Genomic DNA, 20,378 nt, shown 5'->3' on the forward strand with positions numbered 1-20,378 from the left:
AGGTTTGAGTAAAAGCTTGAAGTTAAATTTAGTAGATTATTATTTGGTCAATTATCAAAAAAAGCGAGTTTTTAAACCCCCGTTTTTTTAATTAAGTCTTTAGTTTCACTTCTTAAAGATTGTTACATTGAGTACAGCAGAGAAGAGATAGAAAAACTTGTTTTAGAGTTTCGAGATAAAAAAGGTCTAGATGCAAGCGATAAAGTGTTTTTAAAATGGTTTGATTTTATGGGAATGCAAAGACATATAAAAGTGCTTGGCATCTTCTCTAGACTTTATCTTCGTGATGGCAAAGACGGCTACCTAAAAGATATACCACTTACACTCAAGTACACTATAGATGCAGCGAGTAGATACACCGAGACTCAAGAGCTTGCAGAACTTTTAAAAGAAGTTCAATGAGAGCGATGATACTTGCAGCTGGTCGTGGTGAGAGAATGAAACCTCTAACAGACTCTCTTCCAAAACCACTTTTAGAAGTTCATGGCAAGCCTCTTATAGTTTGGCATCTAGAAAAATTAGCAAGTTGTGGATTTAAAGAGATAATAATAAACATCGCTCATTTAGGATATAAAATACCTGAGATAATTGGTGATGGTTCAAAATATGGAGTTAATATAAGATACTCAGATGAACAAAACGAAGGAGCACTAGAGAGTGCTGGTGGAATTGTTAAAGCTTTGCCACTTTTAGGGAATGAGCCTTTTTTAGTTGTAAATGGAGATGTTTTTTGTGACTACAATTTTGATTGTGAGTTTAAACTAGAGGGGAAACTTGCGCACCTTATCTTAGTGCCAAACCCTAAACATAATTTAAGCGGTGCTTTTGCCCTAAAAGACAATCTTGTTTTAAACGATGCAGATATAAAATACACCTTCTCAGGAATAGGCTACTACAGCCCAAAACTCTTTAGTGAGTTAGAGTATGGAAAATCTGCTTTAGCTCCACTGCTTAGAGAAAAAATAAAAAATAGAAAAGTTACTGGTGAAGTATATAAAAATATGTGGCATGACATCGGTACACCACAAAGATTAAAAAATATAAATTTGGAAAATATTAATAATGATTAAACTACTTTTAGCTGCCCTAATAGCGACTACGCTATCGGCAAAATATACAAACTGTGAATTTGATAATAAAGACTATATAGATGTCTGTAAAAAAGTTGTAAAAAATGGTGTCTCGTACAAGTATGCAAACAAGTTTTTACTCTCTTATTTTAAAACTAAAAAGTATGATGAAGTCAGTTGGAAATATCTTCAACCTCGTCATATAACTACTCATAAAAAGAGCGAAAAAAAAGCCAATAATGTCTTAGTAAAATATGTTCCAGACATGGTAAAACATTTAAAAAAGTACAAAGAAGTTTATGATCATAGCGAGAAGAAATACGGTGTAAATCGTGAGATAATCGCAGCTATTCTTATGAAAGAGACAAAGCTTGGAAAGATAAAACCAACTCACGATGCTTTTATAGTTTTTAATACTATGGTTGTTAGAACTAAAGCAAAGACTTCACGCCAAAAGTGGCTACTTAAGATGGGTAAAACTAACATGGTTTCTATCATTACACACTGCTATAAAAAAGGTGTAAAACCTGAATCTTGTAACCTTCCTAGTTCTTATGCAGGAGCAGTGGGAATACCTCAGTTTATGCCAAACAGTTTTGTATATACAGATAGCTACAAATCTAAACATGCTGATCTTACAAAGATGGAAGATGCCATAGTGTCTGCAAGTAAATTTCTTCATAAAAAAGCAAACTTTTCCAAACTAATAGAGTGGAAGAAGATGCCAAACCTACCAAAAGTAGAATCATCTTGGTATGCTTTTTAACATAAGTATGATAATGCTTCACTTGTTCACTCTAAAAGCAAACATGGGAAAAAGTACAAGTGTTTTACTTGTAAGAAAAATGATTTAACTTATCTTAAAAAATATGCTAAAAAGATTCTAAGATATAACAACTCATCAAACTACGCAATAGGTGTTTTGAGGCTGGCTTATGACTCAAACCTACTTCTAAATAAAAGTAACTAAACGATTAAGTTAATTACTTTAGCAGTTATGTAAATATTGTCTTCTTTATCTTTAACAACTACCTCAAAGATAAGTGCTCTTTTTTTACTCTCAACTAAAGATGCTGTAACGTAGATATATTCTAAGTCCATAGTAACCGGTTTTTTAAACTTTGACTCTAAATTTATTGTCATATTTTTTTGAGCTAGAAGAATACTAAGTGGTCCAAGAGTATTGTCAATTGCCGCGACAATCATTCCACCTTGCATTGTTGCGTATGGATTTAACCAAGACTCCAGAACAGGTATCTTTGTTGTAAGAGTAGAATTTTCTTTATCAAATTCTACTAATTCACACTGCATCGCTGTATAACTTGGTGGCGGTAAAAGAAGATCTTCTAAATCATCTCCATGGATTTCACGTAAAAGTTCTTCTATTTCTAATGTTTGACTCATATTTATTACTCTCTTTGTTTTTAAGCTATTACTGCTTTTAAAGTGTGACTATTGTTTGGTTTAATCTCTACAAAATCTTCAAAGGCATTTGCTGATTCGATGCAGACAAAATCATTATAAGCCTCATCTTTCATAGCACTCATTCTTTTGCCTTTTTCTATCCAAGGGTTCCAAACTACTACTGATGATGAACCTTCATTTTTAATACTGATAGTTCTGTCTTTATCTCTTAGTAAAATCTCTGAATTCACTTCTTGGTAAACTCTATCAACTTCTTCTTCAAAGAAAATATCTCCGTTTTGAGTTAAATGCTCATTTGTTAGAGCATCTAGATATGGCTTTTTATCAAGTCCTTTTATCTTAGCATCTGAGATATGCGAAACTCCAAAGTATGTATGAAGTGCTTGAGTTATTTTAAAAGTTTTATCATCTATATTTTTTGTGCTAAGTTCCATCGTGAGCTTGTCTGAGACTATTACTTTTAGCTCTAGTTCAAACTTGTATGGCCAGAGAGTTAATGTCTCTTGTGAGTGCTTTAAAATGAGTATAACTTCTGTTGTATTGGCATCTAAGTCTTTTGTACTTACATGTTTAAACATACTTGTTCTTGCAAAGCCATGTTGAGGCAAATTTGGGTTATTCATTCCAAAAGCTGGCCAACAAATGGGAACTCCACCACGGATAGCTTTTCCCTCTTTAAAGTCACTTACCTCACTAAGCCATAAAAGAGGTTTTTCATCTTTTCTAGCGTAGTGAAAAACATGAGCACCTTGAAGTGCAATCTTGGCAGATGCAGAGTTATTACAGACTTCTATAATATCTATCACTTAAAACTCCATGATAGATTTATAAGAACTATTTTTTTATGCAAATTTTAAGCCTTCAAGATACTTTGCAACTGCATCTTCATCATTTGTATGAGCAAGAACAATATCAGCCTCATTTTTAACTTCTACTTGTGCATTGGCCACTGCAACCGAAATTCCTGCTAACTCAAACATACCAAGGTCATTAAAGTTATCTCCAAAAACAGTAAGTTTTGAGAGGTCAAAATCACTATACTCGCTTATACTCTTTATTCCGTGAGATTTATCTGCATCTTTATGCAATATTGTCAAAAAGTAACAACCAACATAAGCTTCTGGAGCTAAAATAAATTTTAGTGAATTTCCAAAAATTTGCTCTAAAAAAGAACTCAGTTCTTCTAAAAGTTTTTCTTCACCCATATATACAACTTTAAAATTTTCATCCATTCCACGAATATCTTTACACTCTTGAAGATTGTCCTCTTTGACGTAACGAGTAAGAACTTCTTTTTGATGTACATTTAAAATATTTGAGTGTAAAAAAGCTTCATTTAGGTTTTGATCGGCCAAGGCCAAAACAAAAGGATAGATGCCAAGTTTAGCGCCTTCATTTATGATAACATCAACTATCTCTTTACTTATGAACTTCGTGTCAATTATCTTTTTATCCATAGTCGCTACTAATGCACCATCAAGTAAAATCATAGGAGCATTTATATCTACGCCCTTTAAAAACTGTGCTGTTTTTTTGTATGTTCTTGCAGTTGCAACACTTAAAATAGAGTTTGTAGATTTAGAATTCCAAATAGTTTTAGTATAATCGCTAATAGATAAATCATTTTTCAAAAAAGTATGGTCAAGGTCTGTAATATAAATATTTTTCATCTTGAGATTATAACTAAAATAGGAATAAATAAATGCTAACAGCGATAGTTACAGGTGCAAGTAGTGGGATAGGAAAAGAGATATGTCAAAGACTTCTAGAATTAGACTACGAAGTTATAGGGATAAGTAGAAGCATTACAGATACAGAGTTTAACAAACCGCATTTTAAAGCCATCCAAGCAAATCTAGCAGATGAAGACTCAACTCTAAAACTTTGTAAAACACTCAAAGATGAAAGTGCCAATATACTCATAAATTGCGCAGGTTTTGGTAGGTTTGCACCACATGAAGAGTTAAGTGCTAAAACTATTACTGATATGACTTTTTTAAATCTTACTGCACCAATGCTTCTAACTAATGCTCTACTTAGAACTCTAAAAAGCAATGATGGATATCTTATAAATATAAACTCAATTGAAGCAATTAAAGCAAGTAAATTTGCAGGCGTCTATAGTGCCACAAAAGCTGGTTTAAAAGCCTTTGGTGATTCTCTTTTTGAGGAGACTAGAAAGAGTGGACTTAGTGTTACGAATATAAATCCAGATATGACTCAAACATCTTTTTATGATGAACTTCGTTTTGATACAAGCGATAAAGAAGAAGAAAAATTGCTTGCATCTGACATTGCAGATGCTGTTGAACACATCCTAAGTATGAGAAAAGGTGCTGTAATAAGTGAGTACACTATAAGAAGTTTAAAGTTTGGAATTTCTAAAAAGAGTATAAAAAGTAAAAACTCATAGTTTTATATCCAGCTTTTTGATAGCTGGAGCATGAGTTGATTTTAAAAAGTTTATATTTTTTCTGATTCGAGACATTTTATCTGCTGTGTCTTCTTTTAGAGTTTGAACTAACTCCATTGCTTCTTTTAGCAAATATACAGCTTCTTCTATGTCAGATAATTCGGTGAAATGAGGAACATTATCAAAAAGTTTATCTAGAGCATCTACATTTTCTTCTACAACTGCTATCTTAAAATCAGTTAGCCACATCTGTAGTTTCTCTCCATGCTTCTAAAAGACCTTTAAAAACATTACTAACTTCATCTACATTTTCTATTCTATCATTTAAAACAGCTCCTGAAAGCAACTGAATTTGGTAGTTATACAAACCAATAAGATAGCTTGAAACATCTCCACCTTGTTTTGTGTCAAGAGTTGCAATAAGCTCTGTTATAATAGCAATTGAACGATTTGCCCAATAGATCTTTTTTTCTACATCTTTATCTTTAATAGACTTTTTTGCTTGAGCATTAAACCGAAGAACTCCTTCGTAAAGCATCTCCACAAGTTTAGCCGGAGACTCTATTCCGATGTTATTTTGTGCATAGATGTTATGTGCGTTATTTCCGTACATTTTAATTCCTTTCTTCCCGTCTTTGTCTATTTGTTTCATATCAAGTACATCGACATCTTGAAGAATTTATTTAGTGTTTTTGATCTAAATTTTGATATTAATTTGTAGCAGCTTCGGTACTTATCATCTGTCCAAACATATTTGATGCGTTATTAAATTTACTAATCACACCATCGTAAGCTGAAAATCTTTTTCCCATTATTTCATATCTATCTTCTAGTCTTTGAATAGCTTTTTCTTTTTGTTCATCTAGTGAATCAACTCTAGTATTTATCGAGTTTTTAAACTGATCTAAAATAGCATTATATTTACTGTACTTATTTATCTCTTCTTCTACTTCAGAAAATGCACCTTTTAATTCTGTTTTAGAACCATCAATTCTTGTAAATTCACCTCCAGCTAAAAAAGCTTTTACATTATCAGGGTCTGCATCTAACATTTTATTTAACTTTGAAGCGTTGAATGAAAGTCTTCCACTTTTATCAGCTTCAATCCCATAATCTTGTATTCGTCCAGCACCTTCTCCAATAGTAGAAAAGACATTTATAATAGCGCTCTCCATACCTCTTATTGTAGAGTTACTTGAAAAAACACCACGTGTAGATTTATCTTGACTAGATCTAGTATCTTCATTTAGTTGAAACAGAGTAGAATTATATTTATCTATAAAATTTACAATACTAGTTTCAATTGTTTCTCTATCTTGTCTAACACTCACAGATGAAGTTCCAAGATCTTGAAGGGTAATTGTCAGTCCATTTGCAAGATCGTTTATCATGTTTGAACTACGTGTTATCTCCAGTCCATTAAACTTAAAAGTAGCGTCTACTGCATTTTGCACACTTTGAATACCTGTTGTAAGAGAAACATTTAAATTACCAGCTTTTAGTATCTTTTCATCTTCTATAGGATTACCATCTTTATCAAGTTTGACTTCTTTATCTAGTTTTTCTTCAGGTTTTAATGTCTCTTTGATCACTGTATTGTCAACTATAGATATCTCTTGACCTGTACCCGTTCTCTCAGATATTAAGAAGAGTCTAAAATCATTTTTTGCTATTTGAACAATAGAAGCTTTAAGCGTATCTCCAGCTTCTTTATTAATCATATCTTTGAAGTCGTTTAGAGTTGTAGTAGATTTATAATCAAGTGTAAATTTTTCTTTTCCTATAGATAAGTCCATACTTCCATCAGCTGTCGCGATAGTAGATGTTTTAGCAGAAAAAGAAGCACTTTGACTTATTTGTTTAGTCGCTAAACTTGTTACATCAAGAGTAAAATCTTGTACATCACTATTTTTAGATGCAGAGATATCTACAACTTTGTCATCACTGGCACTTGTAATTCTAGATTCAAATATACCGTATCCAGTTAGAGGATTTAGACTTTGACCCACTGCATCCATATGAGCTTCTAAAACTTGAAATGACTGCAGCTTAGCGTTTTCACTCTTTAGTCGTGCCTCTACAGGTGCAACAAATTTAGATTCATCAGCACTCTTTAACTGGTCTAGAACATCTTGAGTAAGTATGCTTGAACCGACTCCTAGTGATGAAATACCCATGATAAATCCTTTACGTACTATAATCTTTTCATAATTATAGCCTTTATGACTATAATATCGGCAAAAACTATTCTTTTTTTAGCTAAATTTCTTAGAAATTAATACTTGTATATTTTGCTATAATAAGAAGCAATTAGAATTCCATAATCCAAAGGAAATACTTCAAAATGAGCCGACTAGACTACTCAACTCAACTGATAGAACAAGATGATATCGACGGAGTTATAGAGGTTTTAAAGAGTCCCTACCTTACTCAGGGTAAAAAAGTTGCAGAGTTCGAACTTGCTCTTTGTAAATATACAAAAGCTAAACACGCTATAGCTTTCAACTCTGCTACCTCTGCTCTTTTTAGTTCTTATTCAGTTGCTTGCATAGATGCAGGGGATGAGATAATTACAAGTCCCATAAGTTTTGTATCTACCTCAAATATGTTTGTCCAACTTGGTGCAATTCCAATATGGTGTGATGTAAAAGAAGATGGAAATATAGACGAAGAAAAAATAGAGCAACTAATAACTCCAAAAACAAAAGCCATAGTTCCTGTACACTTTGCAGGGAAGGCTGTTGAGATTGAAAAGATTCATAAACTCGCTAAAAAACACAACTTACTTGTAATTGAAGATGCATCTCATGCTCTTGGTTCTAGCATCTCTGATAAAAAAATAGGTTCGCTCTCTGATATGACTATCTTTAGTTTTCATGCCATAAAACCAATAACGACTAGTGAAGGTGGAGCGGTTTTGACAGATAATGATGAGCATGCAAAAAAGCTAAGGCTTATTAGGTCTCATGGAATACTAAAACAAGAGTTATGGCACTCTGATATGCTTAGTTTAGGTTATAACTTTAGAATGACAGAGATGGCAGCTTCACTTGGAATTACCCAGATTAAAAAACTAGATAGATTTGTACAATCAAGAGATAAAATAGCACTCTATTACGATGAAAGATTCAAAGATGCAGAGCTTTTTAATATCATCAAACAAAAAGAGAAAAATATAACTTCACATCATCTGTATCCTATCCTTTTAGACCCCAAAATTCATTCATTTAAAGAGTCTATATTTAAAGAGCTTCAAGAGGGAGGACTTGGTGTACAGGTTCACTACAAACCGATTTATCAAAACAGTTTTTATAAAGAGCGATTTGGTAACTTTTCTCTAACTACTGCAGATAGTTTTTACAAGTCTGAGATATCAATACCGTGCCATCAAAATATGAGTCTAAAAGAAGCAAAATTTGTAGCAGATACTATTTTTGAAATACTTACTAAATACAAAGAGCAAAAAAAATCATGAGTGCTGTAGCTATTATCCCTGCTCGCGGAGGAAGCAAAAGAATTCCAAAAAAAAATATAAAAGACTTCTTTAACAAACCTCTGATTGCTTACTCAATAGAAGTGGCCATGGCATCTAAACTCTTTGATAAGGTTATTGTCTCAACAGATGATGAAGAGATTGCAAGAGTTGCAAAAGAATATGGAGCAGAAGTTCCTTTTTTAAGACCAAAAGAACTCTCAGACGATATTACTGGAACTACAGATGTTACACTTCATGCAGTAGAGTTTTTAAAATCACAAGGTCTTGAGTATGACTTTATTTGTACAATATATGCAACAGCACCTCTTTTACAAAAAGAGTTTCTTATCCAAGGATACGAAAAACTAAAAAACAGTGATGCACTAAATAGTTTTTCTGCAACTAGTATGCCCTTTGCTATTCAAAGAACTTTTAAACTAGATAAAGATGGTAGATGCCAAATGTTTATGCCCGAGCATTACCAAAGTAGAAGTCAAGACTTAGAGGTTGCGTATCAAGATGCAGGGCAGTTTTATTGGAGTAAGACAGATAAAAACTCGGATGAAATCATGTTCTCTAAAGATAGTATTGCCATTCTTCTTCCTAGACATTTAGTTCAAGATATTGATACAGTTGAGGACTGGGAGAGAGCCCAAATGCTATATCAGTTACTCCAAGAAAGTAAGAAGTAATGACAAACATTCTCTTACGTGCTGATTCTTCTTCTAAGATAGGTCTTGGTCATATCATGCGTGATTTAGTTCTAGTTAAAGAGTTCAAAAAAGCAAACATTAGCTTTGCCTGTAAAAATTTAAAAGGTAATATCAATCATAAAGTCTTAGAAGCCGGTTACAACTTAGAGATTTTAAAATCAAATTCTAAAGAAGAGTTACTCAAACTTATAAAAAAACTAAAAATTGATATGCTAATTATTGACCATTATAAAATAGACTATAAAATACAGATGTATATAAAAGAAAAAACAGGCGTTAAAATATTTGTAGTTGATGATACTTACGAAAAACACCAGTGCGATATATTGTTAAACCCTAATCTTGGTGCTGATTTAAAGAGATATAAAAATTTAGTTCCAAAGAATTGTGAACTTAGATGCGGAAGTAAGTATACACTACTGCGAGATGAATTTGCAAAAGAAAAAAAAAGAAAAAAAGCTCCAAAAAAGAAAACAATCTTTCTCGCTATGGGCGGATCAGATGTTGGTAATATAAGCTTAAGAGTTTTAAAAACTCTTAAAGCATTTAAGAATGTAGAAGTTCATATCGTTACAACTTCTTCAAATAAAAATATATCATCTTTAAAAAATTATGTTAAAAAAAGAGATGGCTTGCATCTACATATAGATGCAAGTAATATAGCAAAACTTATGGCTAAATCCTCTTTTGCAATAGTTAGCCCAAGTGTTATTTTAAACGAAGTATATTTTATGAATCTAGCATTTATAGCGATAAAAACTGCAAAAAATCAACATGACATCTATAAGTACCTTAAAAATCAAAACTTTTTGACATTAAAGAAATTTAATGAAAAAGTACTTTTTAAAAACTGCCAACAATTACTAGGAAGTAAATATGAAAATCAGTGATATACAAGGCCTAAAATATCCAAATGAATCATTTGTAAAATACTTTTTTAATATGGGATTTGAAAACTGTGAAAGTAAAAAGTTTATAGAGTTTGGCTCAAGTAATGGAAATAACCTATCACTTCCTTATCAATATAATCATGAGATTATAGGTGTTGATATTGACTCCACTTTAACAGAGTTTGCAAATAAAAACTTTAAACTATATGAGTCAAATAGTTCTTGTGCCTTTTATACTCAGGACATGCTTAGTTTTATAAATAATCATCAAAATCTAAACGTTGATGTATTTTTACTTCCAAATATTATCAACTACTTAGCAAAACACGAGTTTATAGATTTTTTAAAGCTCTCACGAGAAAAAAACCTATATAAAGATTATGCAGATTTTTTCCTAAGAGCAAGGTCTATAAAAGACTTTAGATTTGGCAAAGGAAAAAAGCTAGGAGAAAACTCTTATCGTCTAAACGACTCAATTACGGGAGAAGATGGGGCTATTTGCACATGTTATCAAGAGTTTGAACTTATAGACATACTAAAAGAGCATCTCCATCTTAGTAATTTTAAAGTTTTTTCTCTTGATAATCAAAATCTTCACTCAGATACAATTGTAAATAATGCCGATATCGTTATCTGGGGAAAGATTCATTGAAAATTGCGATAATGCAGCCTACATTTAATCCTTGGATAGGCTATTTTGATCTTATTGACTGTGTTGATAAATTTATATTCTTAGATACTGTGCAGTTAAGTAAAAGAAGTTGGCAGACAAGAAATAAATTAAAAGTAGGTAATCAGGAAAAACTTTTCTCTATTCCCATTTTAAAAACAGATTCTAGAGATGCACTCACAATCGAACATGCCAAAATCTCTTATAAACAATATGATTTTAGAGACAAGTTATACTCTTTCATAAAACAAAACTATAAAGAAGCAAACTATTTTGAAGAAGTTGACCCATTTTTAAAAGATTTGCTTTTTTTTAAAACAGACTCTTTAAGCCTTTACAATATAAACCTAATTACAAATATTGCAAAAAAAATAGGTATACAAACTGAGGTAATTACACTTTCAACTACATCTTATTGCTCTGATAAAACAAAGGGCGAACTTATTTTAGATATATGTGAGTATTTTAAATGTGCTACTTATATTTCTCCAATAGGTTCTAAAAACTACTTAGAAGAACTTAGTTCTAAGTTTAGTGATAGCTCCATAAAACTTCTATACCAAAACTACTCTCATCCTTCGTATGAGCAACTTGGAGAGACTTTTTTAACCTATATAGGGATAGTTGATTTGTTGTATAATAATGGCTTTAAAAACGCGTTATCAATTATAAAAAGTGGGAGATGTTATGAAGATAGGTAATTTTGATCTTAATGGGAAAAAGACTTATATCATTGCAGAATTAAGTGCTAATCATAATGGCTCTTTACAAAATGCACTAGACACTATAAAAGCTGCAAAAGATGTAGGTGCGGATGCTATAAAGCTTCAAACTTATACAGCAGACACAATAACTCTAAATAGTGACAATGAAGACTTCATGATAAATGGTGGAACTCTTTGGGATGGAGAGAAACTTTATGAACTTTATGAAAAAGCATATACACCTTGGGAGTGGCATAAAGAACTCTTTAGTTATGCTAGAGAGATTGGTATAGATATATTTTCAACACCTTTTGATAAGAGTGCTGTAGATTTTTTACAAGACTTTGACCCATGTGCTTATAAAATAGCTTCATTTGAAATAACAGATTATGAGCTTATAAGATATACAGCTACTAAAAACAAACCCATAATAATTTCCACAGGCATCGCTACTATAGATGAGATTGAAGATGCAGTCGGTATTTGTAGAGATGCAGGAAACGATGATATAGTTTTACTTAAATGTACAAGCTCATACCCTGCTCCACTTGAAGATGCAAACCTAAAAACTATTCCAGACCTTGCTCGAAAATTTGGTGTTATTTCAGGCTTTTCCGACCATACTCTTGGAATTATAGCTCCCATAGTTGCAGTTAGTCTTGGTGCTAAAGTTATAGAGAAACACTTTATACTAGATAAGTCTATAGGCGGTCCTGATTCTGATTTTTCACTTGATAAAAAAGAGTTTAAAGAGATGGTAGATGCCATAAGAGCAACTGAGAAACTACTTGGAAAAGTAGACTACACTATGACGGATAATAAAATAAAATCAAGAAGATTTTCTAGAAGTCTTTATGCCTGCAAAGATATCAAAAAAGGTGAAGAGTTTACTTTAGAAAATATCAAAAGTGTAAGACCTGGATATGGACTACATCCAAAGCACCTCAAAGATGTTCTTGGCACTATTGCATCTAAAAATTACAAGTTTGCCCAGAGGCTTAAACTATAAATCTTTAGAAATACTCTTTTGATAAATACCTACAATCTTGTCTATATTTGTAATGAGTATTAAAAACCATTTATACTGAACTCTTATCCAGTTTATATGTTTTAGTTTTTTAGTATACTCTGTGTTTTCACGCATAACTACAACACAGGCTGTATCGTACTCATGGTTTGCTATAGATGCACTAAGAAGTGGAGCATAAAGACTAGCAAAAGGTTCAAGATTATATTTTGCCTTAATAGTGTCTATACTTGTCATTAACTCTTCAAGCTCACTTAGTTGTATCTTCTCTTGTATATCATCTTCACTAAAATCTTTAGTTTCTAATAAAAAGTTATCTAAACCTTGAAGAACTTCCATGGCATCTAAAGTCATTTTTTTACCGATTTGTACGGCTTCAAGCTTTTTAGATTTCAGTTTTTTTAAGTAATTTAGAGAGCTTTCTTGAGATGGTTTATTTAAAACAATTTTATTTTTAGTATTACTTTTATCTGTAAATTTATCTAAAACATCTCTAAAAGGCAATTCTAAAGTACCTGGGATTCTTGCTCCACCTTCAGTAGAGTTATAAGTATCTGTTTTTGAGTCTTTAATTTGAAGACCATAAAAGTCTAAAAATACTTTCCAGATAAAGGTAGTCTTTACATATTTTTTATTGCCACCATAGGCTTCAAGATTGCAGTATGTTTCATCAGTTGAAACCTCATCCTCTCCAAAAAAATGATTTTTTGAGTGAGATGTTCCATCTTCTGCAAAAGATAGATCTTGACCAATCAGAACAATATTTTTAAAGTCACATTTCGTAGCGAAGTTATAAGCTATATTTGCGACACTTGAACCACCAGAGAGGTAACCCCAATCATCTAGTTCAAAAAACTTATTGTAAAAGTCTCTTCTCATATAATAGTTCATCTCTGAAGAAACTGCTTTAATGGCATCTTTATGGGCTAAAGAAGGAAACTCGAAAATTACATCTTTACATAACGCAGATGAGATATCTTTGAAAAAGTCTTCAACAAACTTTATTCTCTCTAATGAAAAAACAATATCAGGTTTTATTCCATAATTAACCAATATTCTAAAGCTTGCATCTAAAGATAATATAGTTATATGATCTTGCATCTTTTTTAAGAGAGGAAGTTGTTTTTCTAATGATGGACCAGTAGCCACTATAACTGCTAATTTTGTGTTTGATGATTTTTTAATTAACTCTTGTAATGTGGCGCTCTTTATCATATTTGGAAAATTATCTAGAGATTGTTCTAGACCAATTAAAAGATCATCAACATCATTACCAAGTGTTACTAGGGCTTGTCTAAGTCCATCTATCATTGAAGAGTTAATTCTATTTATCTCATCCATATATTTATCATAAAACTCTGAGTAAATATGAAACCTATGAACTTTTAGATAAAACTTTGAGTTATTTAAAAAACTCTTTAACAGATAAGCATTATCTATAGTTGATGATAAATTAATGACTAATCTTTTCTCAATTATCTCTTTAGAAAAATCAATGAGATTTAAAGCTATATATATTAATTCTATCTCTGGCTCAAAAATCATTATGCATTGATGATTTTTATTTTCAAGAAGTTTTTTATAAAAGCTTCCATTTCCAATACCAAAAAAATAAAGATATGGATAGTTTTCATACTCTTGGAACTCTTGGAGTTTTTTTATTATCTCTTGATTTGCTTGAGTTATATATATGGAGGTGGAGTCTCTAATGTCTATAATATTGGTAGAATCTACACTAGCATCTTGGGCTAAAAAGATTTCAAAGTTAGTATTTGTTGATATTTCTTGCAGTGTTTGTTTTAAAACTTTATCATTTTTGGATAAAGCTAAAAGATTATTTTCATAAATACCCAAAACTTTATCCTAAAACCTCTACTATTGTAGAAGTTTTAGTACGTTTTGCTGAACAGCATTAGCTTGACTCATAGCATATGAACCAGACTGAGCTAGAATATTATTTTTAGCAAAGTTTGCAGATTCAGCCGCGAAGTCAACATCACGAATTTGAGATTCAGCTGCTGAAACATTTACCTGAGTAACAGATATATTACGGATAGTTGATTCAAGTTGATTCTGAGTAGAACCTATTTCTGAACGAATTTGATCAAGAGCCTGAAGAGCATGATCCATAATCATAATAGTATCTTCTGCTGCTGCTCTAGTTGTAACATCAGAGTCAGCTACAGGGTTACCTACACCAACTGACATAGTTGAATCCATATCACCAAAACCTGATGTACCCTCTTTTCCTTCTTTAATATCAATTGAATTAGCAGAAGTAAGAGTTATCTTACCTGAATTATATTGGTCACCATCTACTACTTCAGCTTCTAAACCTTTGCTTAAACCTGTGATAGCCTCAGAATTATTTTCAGTTTCTATATTAATAAGACTTCTATCTTCAGATTTAAGTACCATTTTTGCACCATCATGAGACGCAGTTACACCTGTTTCTTCACTCTTATCATTAATAGCTTGCATTAGGTTAGTATATGTTCTAGCTGGGCCAGCAGTTGTTCCATCTGGATTCGCAGGAGCTGCTCCAGTATCGCCTGCGGCTATGATTACAGGTCCAATATCTATACCGTTGATCTTTAAATCACCAGCAGCTAGATTACCAGCAATTACGTCTGAGTCTCCAGTATATGTATCTCCTGGCCTACCTAAACCTGTAATACCCTGAGATTTATTATTAGTTTTTATATGAACTTCACTACCATCATTTGACGTTAAAACAATTTTAGCACCATCATGAGTAGCTATTACACCTGTTTCTTCTGATCTATTATTAATCGCATTCATTACACTATTATTAGCATCACTTACTTTTATAGCAATTTCTCCAATATCAATACCATTGATCACCAAATCACCTGAACTAATCATTCCACCTTTAACATTGGAACCTGTAATAATTGTCTCTGCTGTAGCGTGAACATTTGTTGCATTTTCAATACTATTAATAGCAGAAGCTTTTGCCCAAGCAGAACCCGCCGAGTGAGCTTCAATATTATCTCCAGAATCAGCACTAGCAGGAGTACTAATACCAGTTTCAATACCATTAACGGAAAATGTTCTATCAAAAGCTAAAGCAGCAACACTAAGACTAGCAGCTGAATTCACAACACCTTTGTTGATACCACCCACTCCTTCTTCATTTGCATGAGCACCAATAGCATTAGTTTGAGTACTTGCAATACTAACATTTACAGTTTCATCTTTATAGGCACCAATATGGAAAGATTTATTTTGGAAACTACCATCAAGAAGTTTTTGACCATTAAATGAAGTTGTTGTAGAAATATTTTGAGCTTCTTCAACTAATTTATCAATATCTCTTTGAATAGCAGCTCTAGAATCTGTATTTTGACCATCGGAAGCAGCTTGGATTGCTTTAGTTCTAACAGTATTTACAATATTTTCGTACTCTTCAAGAGCACCATCAGCCGTTTGTGTAACGCCAATACCATCATTTGCATTATTGATAGCTTGACCTAATCCAGATGCTTGGGCACGTAAGCTATTGGCAATAGCAAGACCTGAAGCATCGTCTGCTGCGGTGTTAATACGTAGACCTGAACTTAAACTTTGTAAACTTTTATCTAAGTTTCCATTCGTCTTTGCTGAATTTCTGTGAGCATTCATTGCCGCGATGTTTGTGTTAATTCTAAAACCCATAATAAATCCTTTTTTTGGATGTTTTATGAATCAAAGCAAATTGTATGCCAAGTTTTTTTAAGATAAATTGAAGTAAGAAAGAGGAGGGAAGAAAGGTACCAAAGAATAAATCTTTGGTACCAAAAGTATGAGAAAATTTACTACTGTAAAAGTCTCATTACATTTTGCTGAACAGCATTAGCTTGACTCATAGCATATGAACCAGACTGAGCTAAAATATTGTGTTTTGCAAAGTTTGCAGACTCAGCTGCGAAGTCAACATCACGAATCTGAGATTCAGCTGCTGCAACATTTACCTGAGTAACAGATATATTACGAACAGTTGATTCAAGTTGATTCTGAGTAGAACCTATGTTTGAACGAATTTTATCTAGATCTTTAAGAGCAATATCCATTGTTAAAATAGTGTTATTTGCCGCTTCTCTAGTTGTTACATCAGACTGATCAATAGCATGTCCACTACTTACAGTAAAAGTTTCAGATGCTTTACCAAATCCAGATGAACCTGTAGCACTTTCTTGAACCCTAACATCTTTAGGAGCAGTTAAAGTAAGTTTACCAGCATTAAACTGATCTCCATCAACAGGAACAATAGTTCCAGCTTGTCCAGCACTTAAACCTGTAGAAGCTTCAGAGTTATTAGCCGTAGTAATACTTACTGCTTCTGCACTAGAAAGCACCATTTTACCATTATCATTTACAGCAGTTACACCTGTTTCAGCTGATTTAGCGTTAATAGCACCAACTAAAGTATTTGTACCATCATTAGCTGCAACTACAACTGGACCAATGTCTACACCATTGATTGTTAAATCGCCTGCAGCAAGAGTAGCAGCAGCAACATTAGTTGAACCAGTAGTTTGAGTCTCTCCTGTTAGGCCTAGACCTGTAATAGCTTGAGATTGATTTGCAGTTGAAATTTTGATTGTACTACCATCATTAGATGTAAGTGACATTTTAGCACCATCATGTGTAGCTACTACACCTGTTTCTTCTGATTGTTTGTTAATAGCATTCATTAGTGTGTTACTTACATCACTAACATCTACATTAAGTGATCCTATATCAACACCATTGATAACTAAATCACCAGCTGTAAGGCTACCAGCATTAACATTAACACCGGCTACATCAGTTTTAGCAGTTGCATGTACACCTGTTGCTGTTTCAACACTATTAATAGCTGAAGCTTTTGCCCAAGCTGAACCTGCTGAGTGAGCTACAGTATTATCACCTGCTACTGTACTAGCTGAACTTACACCTGTTGCTACACCGTTAATAGCAAAAGTACTATCAAAGGCTACAGAAGCAACACGATTTGTAGGATCGTCATTTACACTATTAGCAGCTTCGTTGTTTACGTGAGACCCAACAGCATTAGTTTGAGTACTAGAAATACTCATATCAACTGTTTCATCTTTATAAGCACCAATATGGAACGCTTTGTTTTGGTAAGTACCATCTAGAAGTTGTTGACCATTAAACGAAGTTGTTGTAGCGATATTTTGAGCTTCTTCAAGAAGTTTATCAATATCATTTTGAATAGCAGATCTAGAATCTGAATTTTGACCATCAGAAGCAGCTTGAATTGCTTTAGTTCTAACAGTATTTACGATATTTTCATACTCTTCAAGAGCACCATCAGCCGTTTGAGCAACACCGACACCATCATTTGCATTGTTAATTGCTTGACCAAGACCAGTAGACTGAGCTCTTAGTTGATTTGCAATAGCAAGACCAGAAGCATCATCTGCTGCTGTATTGATACGTAAACCTGAACTTAAGCTTTGTAAACTTTTGTCAAGAGAAACATTATTTTGACCTGCATTTCTGTGCGCATTCATCGCAGCTACATTTGTATTAATTCTAAATCCCATAATAAATCCTTTTTTATGGAAGAGCCTTTCGCTCTTTTAAGTTTTTTATCTTGGCTTCCTTGCCAGATGTTAACTAAATCGGCACTCATATAAATAACTTTAATAAATTTGCAAATCTTTTATAATTTTCACTATTTAAACTTATTTTGATACACTTCCAAAACTAAAAACACTTACTATACTATAATATAGGGAAATTATTTGAATTTAATTATCGTCGAGTCACCCGCAAAAGCTAGGACTATAAAGAACTTTTTAGGCAAAGATTATGAAGTTATTGCTTCTAAAGGTCATATTCGTGATTTACCAAAATCACGTTTTGGAATTACAGTGGACGAAGATAATCAACTTATTCCTGCTTACAGTGTTGCTAAAGAAAATGCTCCCACAGTCAAAGAGATAAAAGCTTTAGCCAAAAAAGCTGACATTATCTATATCGCGACCGATGAGGACCGCGAGGGTGAAGCTATCGGTTGGCATATTGCACATGCTATTAAAAAAGATCCTGAGGAACTTCCTCGTATTGTTTTTCATGAGATTACTAAAACAGCAATCAATCATGCCCTTGAATCTGCTCGTAAGATAGATATGAATATGGTAAATGCTCAACAAGCTCGTCGTATGCTTGACCGTGTTGTTGGTTATAAACTTTCTCCTCTATTAGCATCTAAGATTCAAAAAGGTCTTTCAGGTGGTCGTGTTCAATCTTCAACTCTTAAACTTGTAGTAGATCGTGAAAGAGAGATTAAAGCATTTATTCCTGTTGAGTACTGGTCAATAGATACAATATTTAAAAAAGATATAGATGCCACTCTTATAACACATAAGGGAGATAAACTTACAAAATTATCTATTGAGAACAAAGTTAGTGCAGATTCAATCACAAAAAGTGTTAATGATGATTCATTTTTTATCTCAAAAATAGAGACTAAACAGAGAAAGACATCAACTCCTCCACCATTCATGACTTCAACACTTCAACAGACTGCATCTAGCAAACTAGGATTTACTCCTAAAAAGACTATGATGGTAGCTCAAGCTCTTTATGAAGGTGTTAAAACTCCAGATGGAACTTCTGGTGTTATTACATATATGAGAACTGACTCACTTAACATGGCTGGGGAAGCTGTTGGTGCAGTTCGTGGAATCATTGAAAGTAGATACGGTAAAAAGTATCTTCCAGATGAGCCAAAAGTTTATGGTAAAAAATCTAAAGGTGCACAAGAGGCTCACGAGGCTATCCGTCCTACGATGCTTCACTTCTCTCCAGAAGTTGCACAAAGTTTTTTAAAGGCCGATGAGATTAAACTTTATCGTCTTATATATGAAAGATTTATGGCTTGTCAAATGAATGACGCTATGTTTGAACAACAAAGTATCATCTTTAAAGGTAATGAAAACGAGTATAGAGCAAGTGGTAGAAAACTAATTTTTGATGGTTTTTATGCAGTTACAGGAGCAGAAGATAAAGATAAACTTCTTCCAACTCTAAAAGAGGGTGACTCTGCTGATATTCAAAGCATCAAACCTGAACAACACTTTACTGAGCCTCCAGCAAGATATTCTGAAGCATCTCTTATTAAAAAGCTTGAGTCTGAGGGAGTTGGTCGTCCATCTACTTACGCTCCAACTATTGCAACTCTTAGTGGTCGTACTTATGTGACTATTGAGAAGAAACAAATCATTCCTACTGAGATGGCATTTACTGTAACTGATATGTTAGAGAAAAACTTTGCTAACATAGTAGATATTTCTTTTACTGCAAATATGGAAGAAAAACTTGATGAAATTTCTGATGGTAAAAATGATTGGCAACAGCTTCTTAGTGAATTTTATTTTCCTTTTATGGAACAAGTTGCAGAAGGTAAAGAAAAAATAGTTTCACTAAAACTTGCAAAACCACTAGGAAGAACTTGTCCAAAGTGTGGAGAGAGTGAGCTACTTTTACGTTCTGGCCGTTTTGGAAACTTTATCGCTTGTAGCGGTTTTCCAAAGTGTAAATATACAGAGCAGTGTGATGAAGAAGGTAATATAGTAGAAAAGAAAGAAGAAACAGCAGACGAAAAGTGTGATAAATGTGGAAAAGAAATGGTTATCAAAAATGGTAGAAATGGTCAATTTCTAGCATGTAGTGATTATCCTGATTGTAAAAACACTAAAAGCATTGACGTTGAGAGCCAAGTAAGTGAAGCACCTTGCCCTGATTGTGGTGGAGAAGTAAGTCTTAAAAACTCAAGACGTGGACCTTTCTGGGGTTGTGCAAATTATCCTGATTGTAAGTTTATTTCTAAGTTTGAGCCTACAAAAATTAAGTGTAGTGAAAAAGATTGTAAAGGAGTTCTTGCTGAGAGAACTTACAGAAATAAAGATGTTTATGAATGTGTAAAGTGTAAAACTAGAACTCCAAGAGAAGAAGAAGCTAAAGAGGCAAAATAG

Annotated in this window: 20 protein-coding genes; 11 read left to right on the forward strand and 9 right to left on the reverse strand. The window is 33.0% G+C overall.

Going from position 1 to position 20,378, the window contains the following annotated elements; translation table 11 throughout:
- Positions 1 to 204: 204 nt before the first annotated feature.
- From QZZ48_RS04575 to QZZ48_RS04585, 3 genes are read left to right on the forward strand one after another with little or no spacing between them, the layout of a single operon-like run.
- A complete protein-coding gene (locus QZZ48_RS04575; protein ID WP_294962418.1) occupies positions 205 to 402 on the forward strand; it encodes a hypothetical protein in 198 nt (65 codons plus the stop codon).
- Positions 399 to 1,070, forward strand: coding sequence for an N-acetylmuramate alpha-1-phosphate uridylyltransferase MurU (gene murU, locus QZZ48_RS04580; RefSeq protein ID WP_294962420.1), 672 nt, complete (start codon positions 399 to 401; stop codon positions 1,068 to 1,070). Before QZZ48_RS04575 ends, murU begins: the two co-directional genes overlap by 4 nt.
- Positions 1,063 to 1,836, forward strand: coding sequence for a lytic murein transglycosylase (locus QZZ48_RS04585; RefSeq protein WP_294962422.1), 774 nt, complete (start codon positions 1,063 to 1,065; stop codon positions 1,834 to 1,836). The genes murU and QZZ48_RS04585 overlap by 8 nt, the downstream gene beginning before the upstream one ends.
- Before the next feature lie 200 nt (positions 1,837 to 2,036).
- Here the strand turns inward: QZZ48_RS04585 and QZZ48_RS04590 are convergent, their stop codons facing one another.
- The 3 genes from QZZ48_RS04590 to QZZ48_RS04600 are packed head-to-tail and all read right to left on the reverse strand — an operon-like array spanning position 2,037 to position 4,165.
- Positions 2,037 to 2,474: a PaaI family thioesterase gene (locus tag QZZ48_RS04590; protein ID WP_294962424.1), complete on the reverse strand. Its 438-nt coding sequence runs from the start codon at positions 2,472 to 2,474 to the stop codon at positions 2,037 to 2,039.
- A gap of 20 nt (positions 2,475 to 2,494) precedes the next feature.
- Positions 2,495 to 3,301: a D-hexose-6-phosphate mutarotase gene (locus tag QZZ48_RS04595; RefSeq protein WP_294962425.1), complete on the reverse strand. Its 807-nt coding sequence runs from the start codon at positions 3,299 to 3,301 to the stop codon at positions 2,495 to 2,497.
- A 36-nt stretch (positions 3,302 to 3,337) separates the two neighbouring features.
- A complete protein-coding gene (locus QZZ48_RS04600) occupies positions 3,338 to 4,165 on the reverse strand; it encodes an HAD-IIB family hydrolase (protein ID WP_294962427.1) in 828 nt (275 codons plus the stop codon).
- 32 nt (positions 4,166 to 4,197) lie between these two features.
- Here QZZ48_RS04600 and QZZ48_RS04605 point away from each other — a divergent pair, with 32 nt between their 5' ends.
- Positions 4,198 to 4,908, forward strand: coding sequence for an SDR family oxidoreductase (locus QZZ48_RS04605; RefSeq protein ID WP_294962428.1), 711 nt, complete (start codon positions 4,198 to 4,200; stop codon positions 4,906 to 4,908).
- On the opposite strand, the gene QZZ48_RS04610 is transcribed toward QZZ48_RS04605, so the two are convergent.
- From QZZ48_RS04610 to fliD, 3 genes are all read right to left on the reverse strand, one after another.
- Positions 4,903 to 5,157 carry a hypothetical protein gene (locus QZZ48_RS04610; RefSeq protein WP_294962430.1) on the reverse strand — a complete coding sequence of 85 codons (255 nt, stop codon included), beginning with the start codon at positions 5,155 to 5,157 and terminating at the stop codon, positions 4,903 to 4,905. The two genes, QZZ48_RS04605 and QZZ48_RS04610, sit on opposite strands and share 6 nt — an antisense overlap.
- Positions 5,144 to 5,521, reverse strand: coding sequence for a flagellar export chaperone FliS (gene fliS, locus QZZ48_RS04615; RefSeq protein WP_294962432.1), 378 nt, complete (start codon positions 5,519 to 5,521; stop codon positions 5,144 to 5,146). Before fliS ends, QZZ48_RS04610 begins: the two co-directional genes overlap by 14 nt.
- A gap of 97 nt (positions 5,522 to 5,618) precedes the next feature.
- Positions 5,619 to 7,085 carry a flagellar filament capping protein FliD gene (gene fliD, locus QZZ48_RS04620; RefSeq protein WP_294962433.1) on the reverse strand — a complete coding sequence of 489 codons (1,467 nt, stop codon included), beginning with the start codon at positions 7,083 to 7,085 and terminating at the stop codon, positions 5,619 to 5,621.
- A 167-nt stretch (positions 7,086 to 7,252) separates the two neighbouring features.
- On the opposite strand from fliD, the gene pseC reads away from it, so the two are divergent.
- From pseC to pseI, 6 genes are read left to right on the forward strand one after another with little or no spacing between them, the layout of a single operon-like run.
- On the forward strand, positions 7,253 to 8,383 hold the full coding sequence (gene pseC / locus QZZ48_RS04625; protein WP_294962435.1) for a UDP-4-amino-4,6-dideoxy-N-acetyl-beta-L-altrosamine transaminase: 1,131 nt from the start codon (positions 7,253 to 7,255) through the stop codon (positions 8,381 to 8,383).
- Positions 8,380 to 9,075, forward strand: a complete 696-nt coding sequence (gene pseF, locus QZZ48_RS04630; protein WP_294962437.1) for a pseudaminic acid cytidylyltransferase — start codon at positions 8,380 to 8,382, stop codon at positions 9,073 to 9,075. Before pseC ends, pseF begins: the two co-directional genes overlap by 4 nt.
- A complete protein-coding gene (pseG, locus tag QZZ48_RS04635) occupies positions 9,075 to 9,986 on the forward strand; it encodes a UDP-2,4-diacetamido-2,4,6-trideoxy-beta-L-altropyranose hydrolase (protein WP_294962439.1) in 912 nt (303 codons plus the stop codon). Before pseF ends, pseG begins: the two co-directional genes overlap by 1 nt.
- Positions 9,973 to 10,638: a class I SAM-dependent methyltransferase gene (locus tag QZZ48_RS04640; RefSeq protein WP_294962440.1), complete on the forward strand. Its 666-nt coding sequence runs from the start codon at positions 9,973 to 9,975 to the stop codon at positions 10,636 to 10,638. The genes pseG and QZZ48_RS04640 overlap by 14 nt, the downstream gene beginning before the upstream one ends.
- On the forward strand, positions 10,635 to 11,357 hold the full coding sequence (locus tag QZZ48_RS04645; RefSeq protein ID WP_294962442.1) for a WbqC family protein: 723 nt from the start codon (positions 10,635 to 10,637) through the stop codon (positions 11,355 to 11,357). The genes QZZ48_RS04640 and QZZ48_RS04645 overlap by 4 nt, the downstream gene beginning before the upstream one ends.
- On the forward strand, positions 11,344 to 12,369 hold the full coding sequence (gene pseI / locus QZZ48_RS04650) for a pseudaminic acid synthase (protein ID WP_294962444.1): 1,026 nt from the start codon (positions 11,344 to 11,346) through the stop codon (positions 12,367 to 12,369). The genes QZZ48_RS04645 and pseI overlap by 14 nt, the downstream gene beginning before the upstream one ends.
- On the opposite strand, the gene QZZ48_RS04655 is transcribed toward pseI, so the two are convergent.
- The 3 genes from QZZ48_RS04655 to QZZ48_RS04665 form a co-directional block, all read right to left on the reverse strand.
- Positions 12,364 to 14,241, reverse strand: a complete 1,878-nt coding sequence (locus QZZ48_RS04655; RefSeq protein WP_294962445.1) for a 6-hydroxymethylpterin diphosphokinase MptE-like protein — start codon at positions 14,239 to 14,241, stop codon at positions 12,364 to 12,366. The genes pseI and QZZ48_RS04655 overlap by 6 nt on opposite strands.
- A 21-nt stretch (positions 14,242 to 14,262) precedes the next feature.
- Positions 14,263 to 16,065, reverse strand: a complete 1,803-nt coding sequence (locus QZZ48_RS04660; protein WP_294962447.1) for a flagellin — start codon at positions 16,063 to 16,065, stop codon at positions 14,263 to 14,265.
- 140 nt (positions 16,066 to 16,205) lie between these two features.
- On the reverse strand, positions 16,206 to 17,942 hold the full coding sequence (locus QZZ48_RS04665; RefSeq protein WP_294962449.1) for a flagellin: 1,737 nt from the start codon (positions 17,940 to 17,942) through the stop codon (positions 16,206 to 16,208).
- A gap of 201 nt (positions 17,943 to 18,143) precedes the next feature.
- On the opposite strand from QZZ48_RS04665, the gene topA reads away from it, so the two are divergent.
- Positions 18,144 to 20,378 (forward strand): type I DNA topoisomerase, encoded by a 2,235-nt coding sequence (topA, locus tag QZZ48_RS04670; protein ID WP_294962451.1) that lies wholly within the window; start codon positions 18,144 to 18,146, stop codon positions 20,376 to 20,378.

This window comes from Sulfurimonas sp., from assembly GCF_016744025.1.
Taxonomy (GTDB): Bacteria; Campylobacterota; Campylobacteria; order Campylobacterales; family Sulfurimonadaceae; genus Sulfurimonas.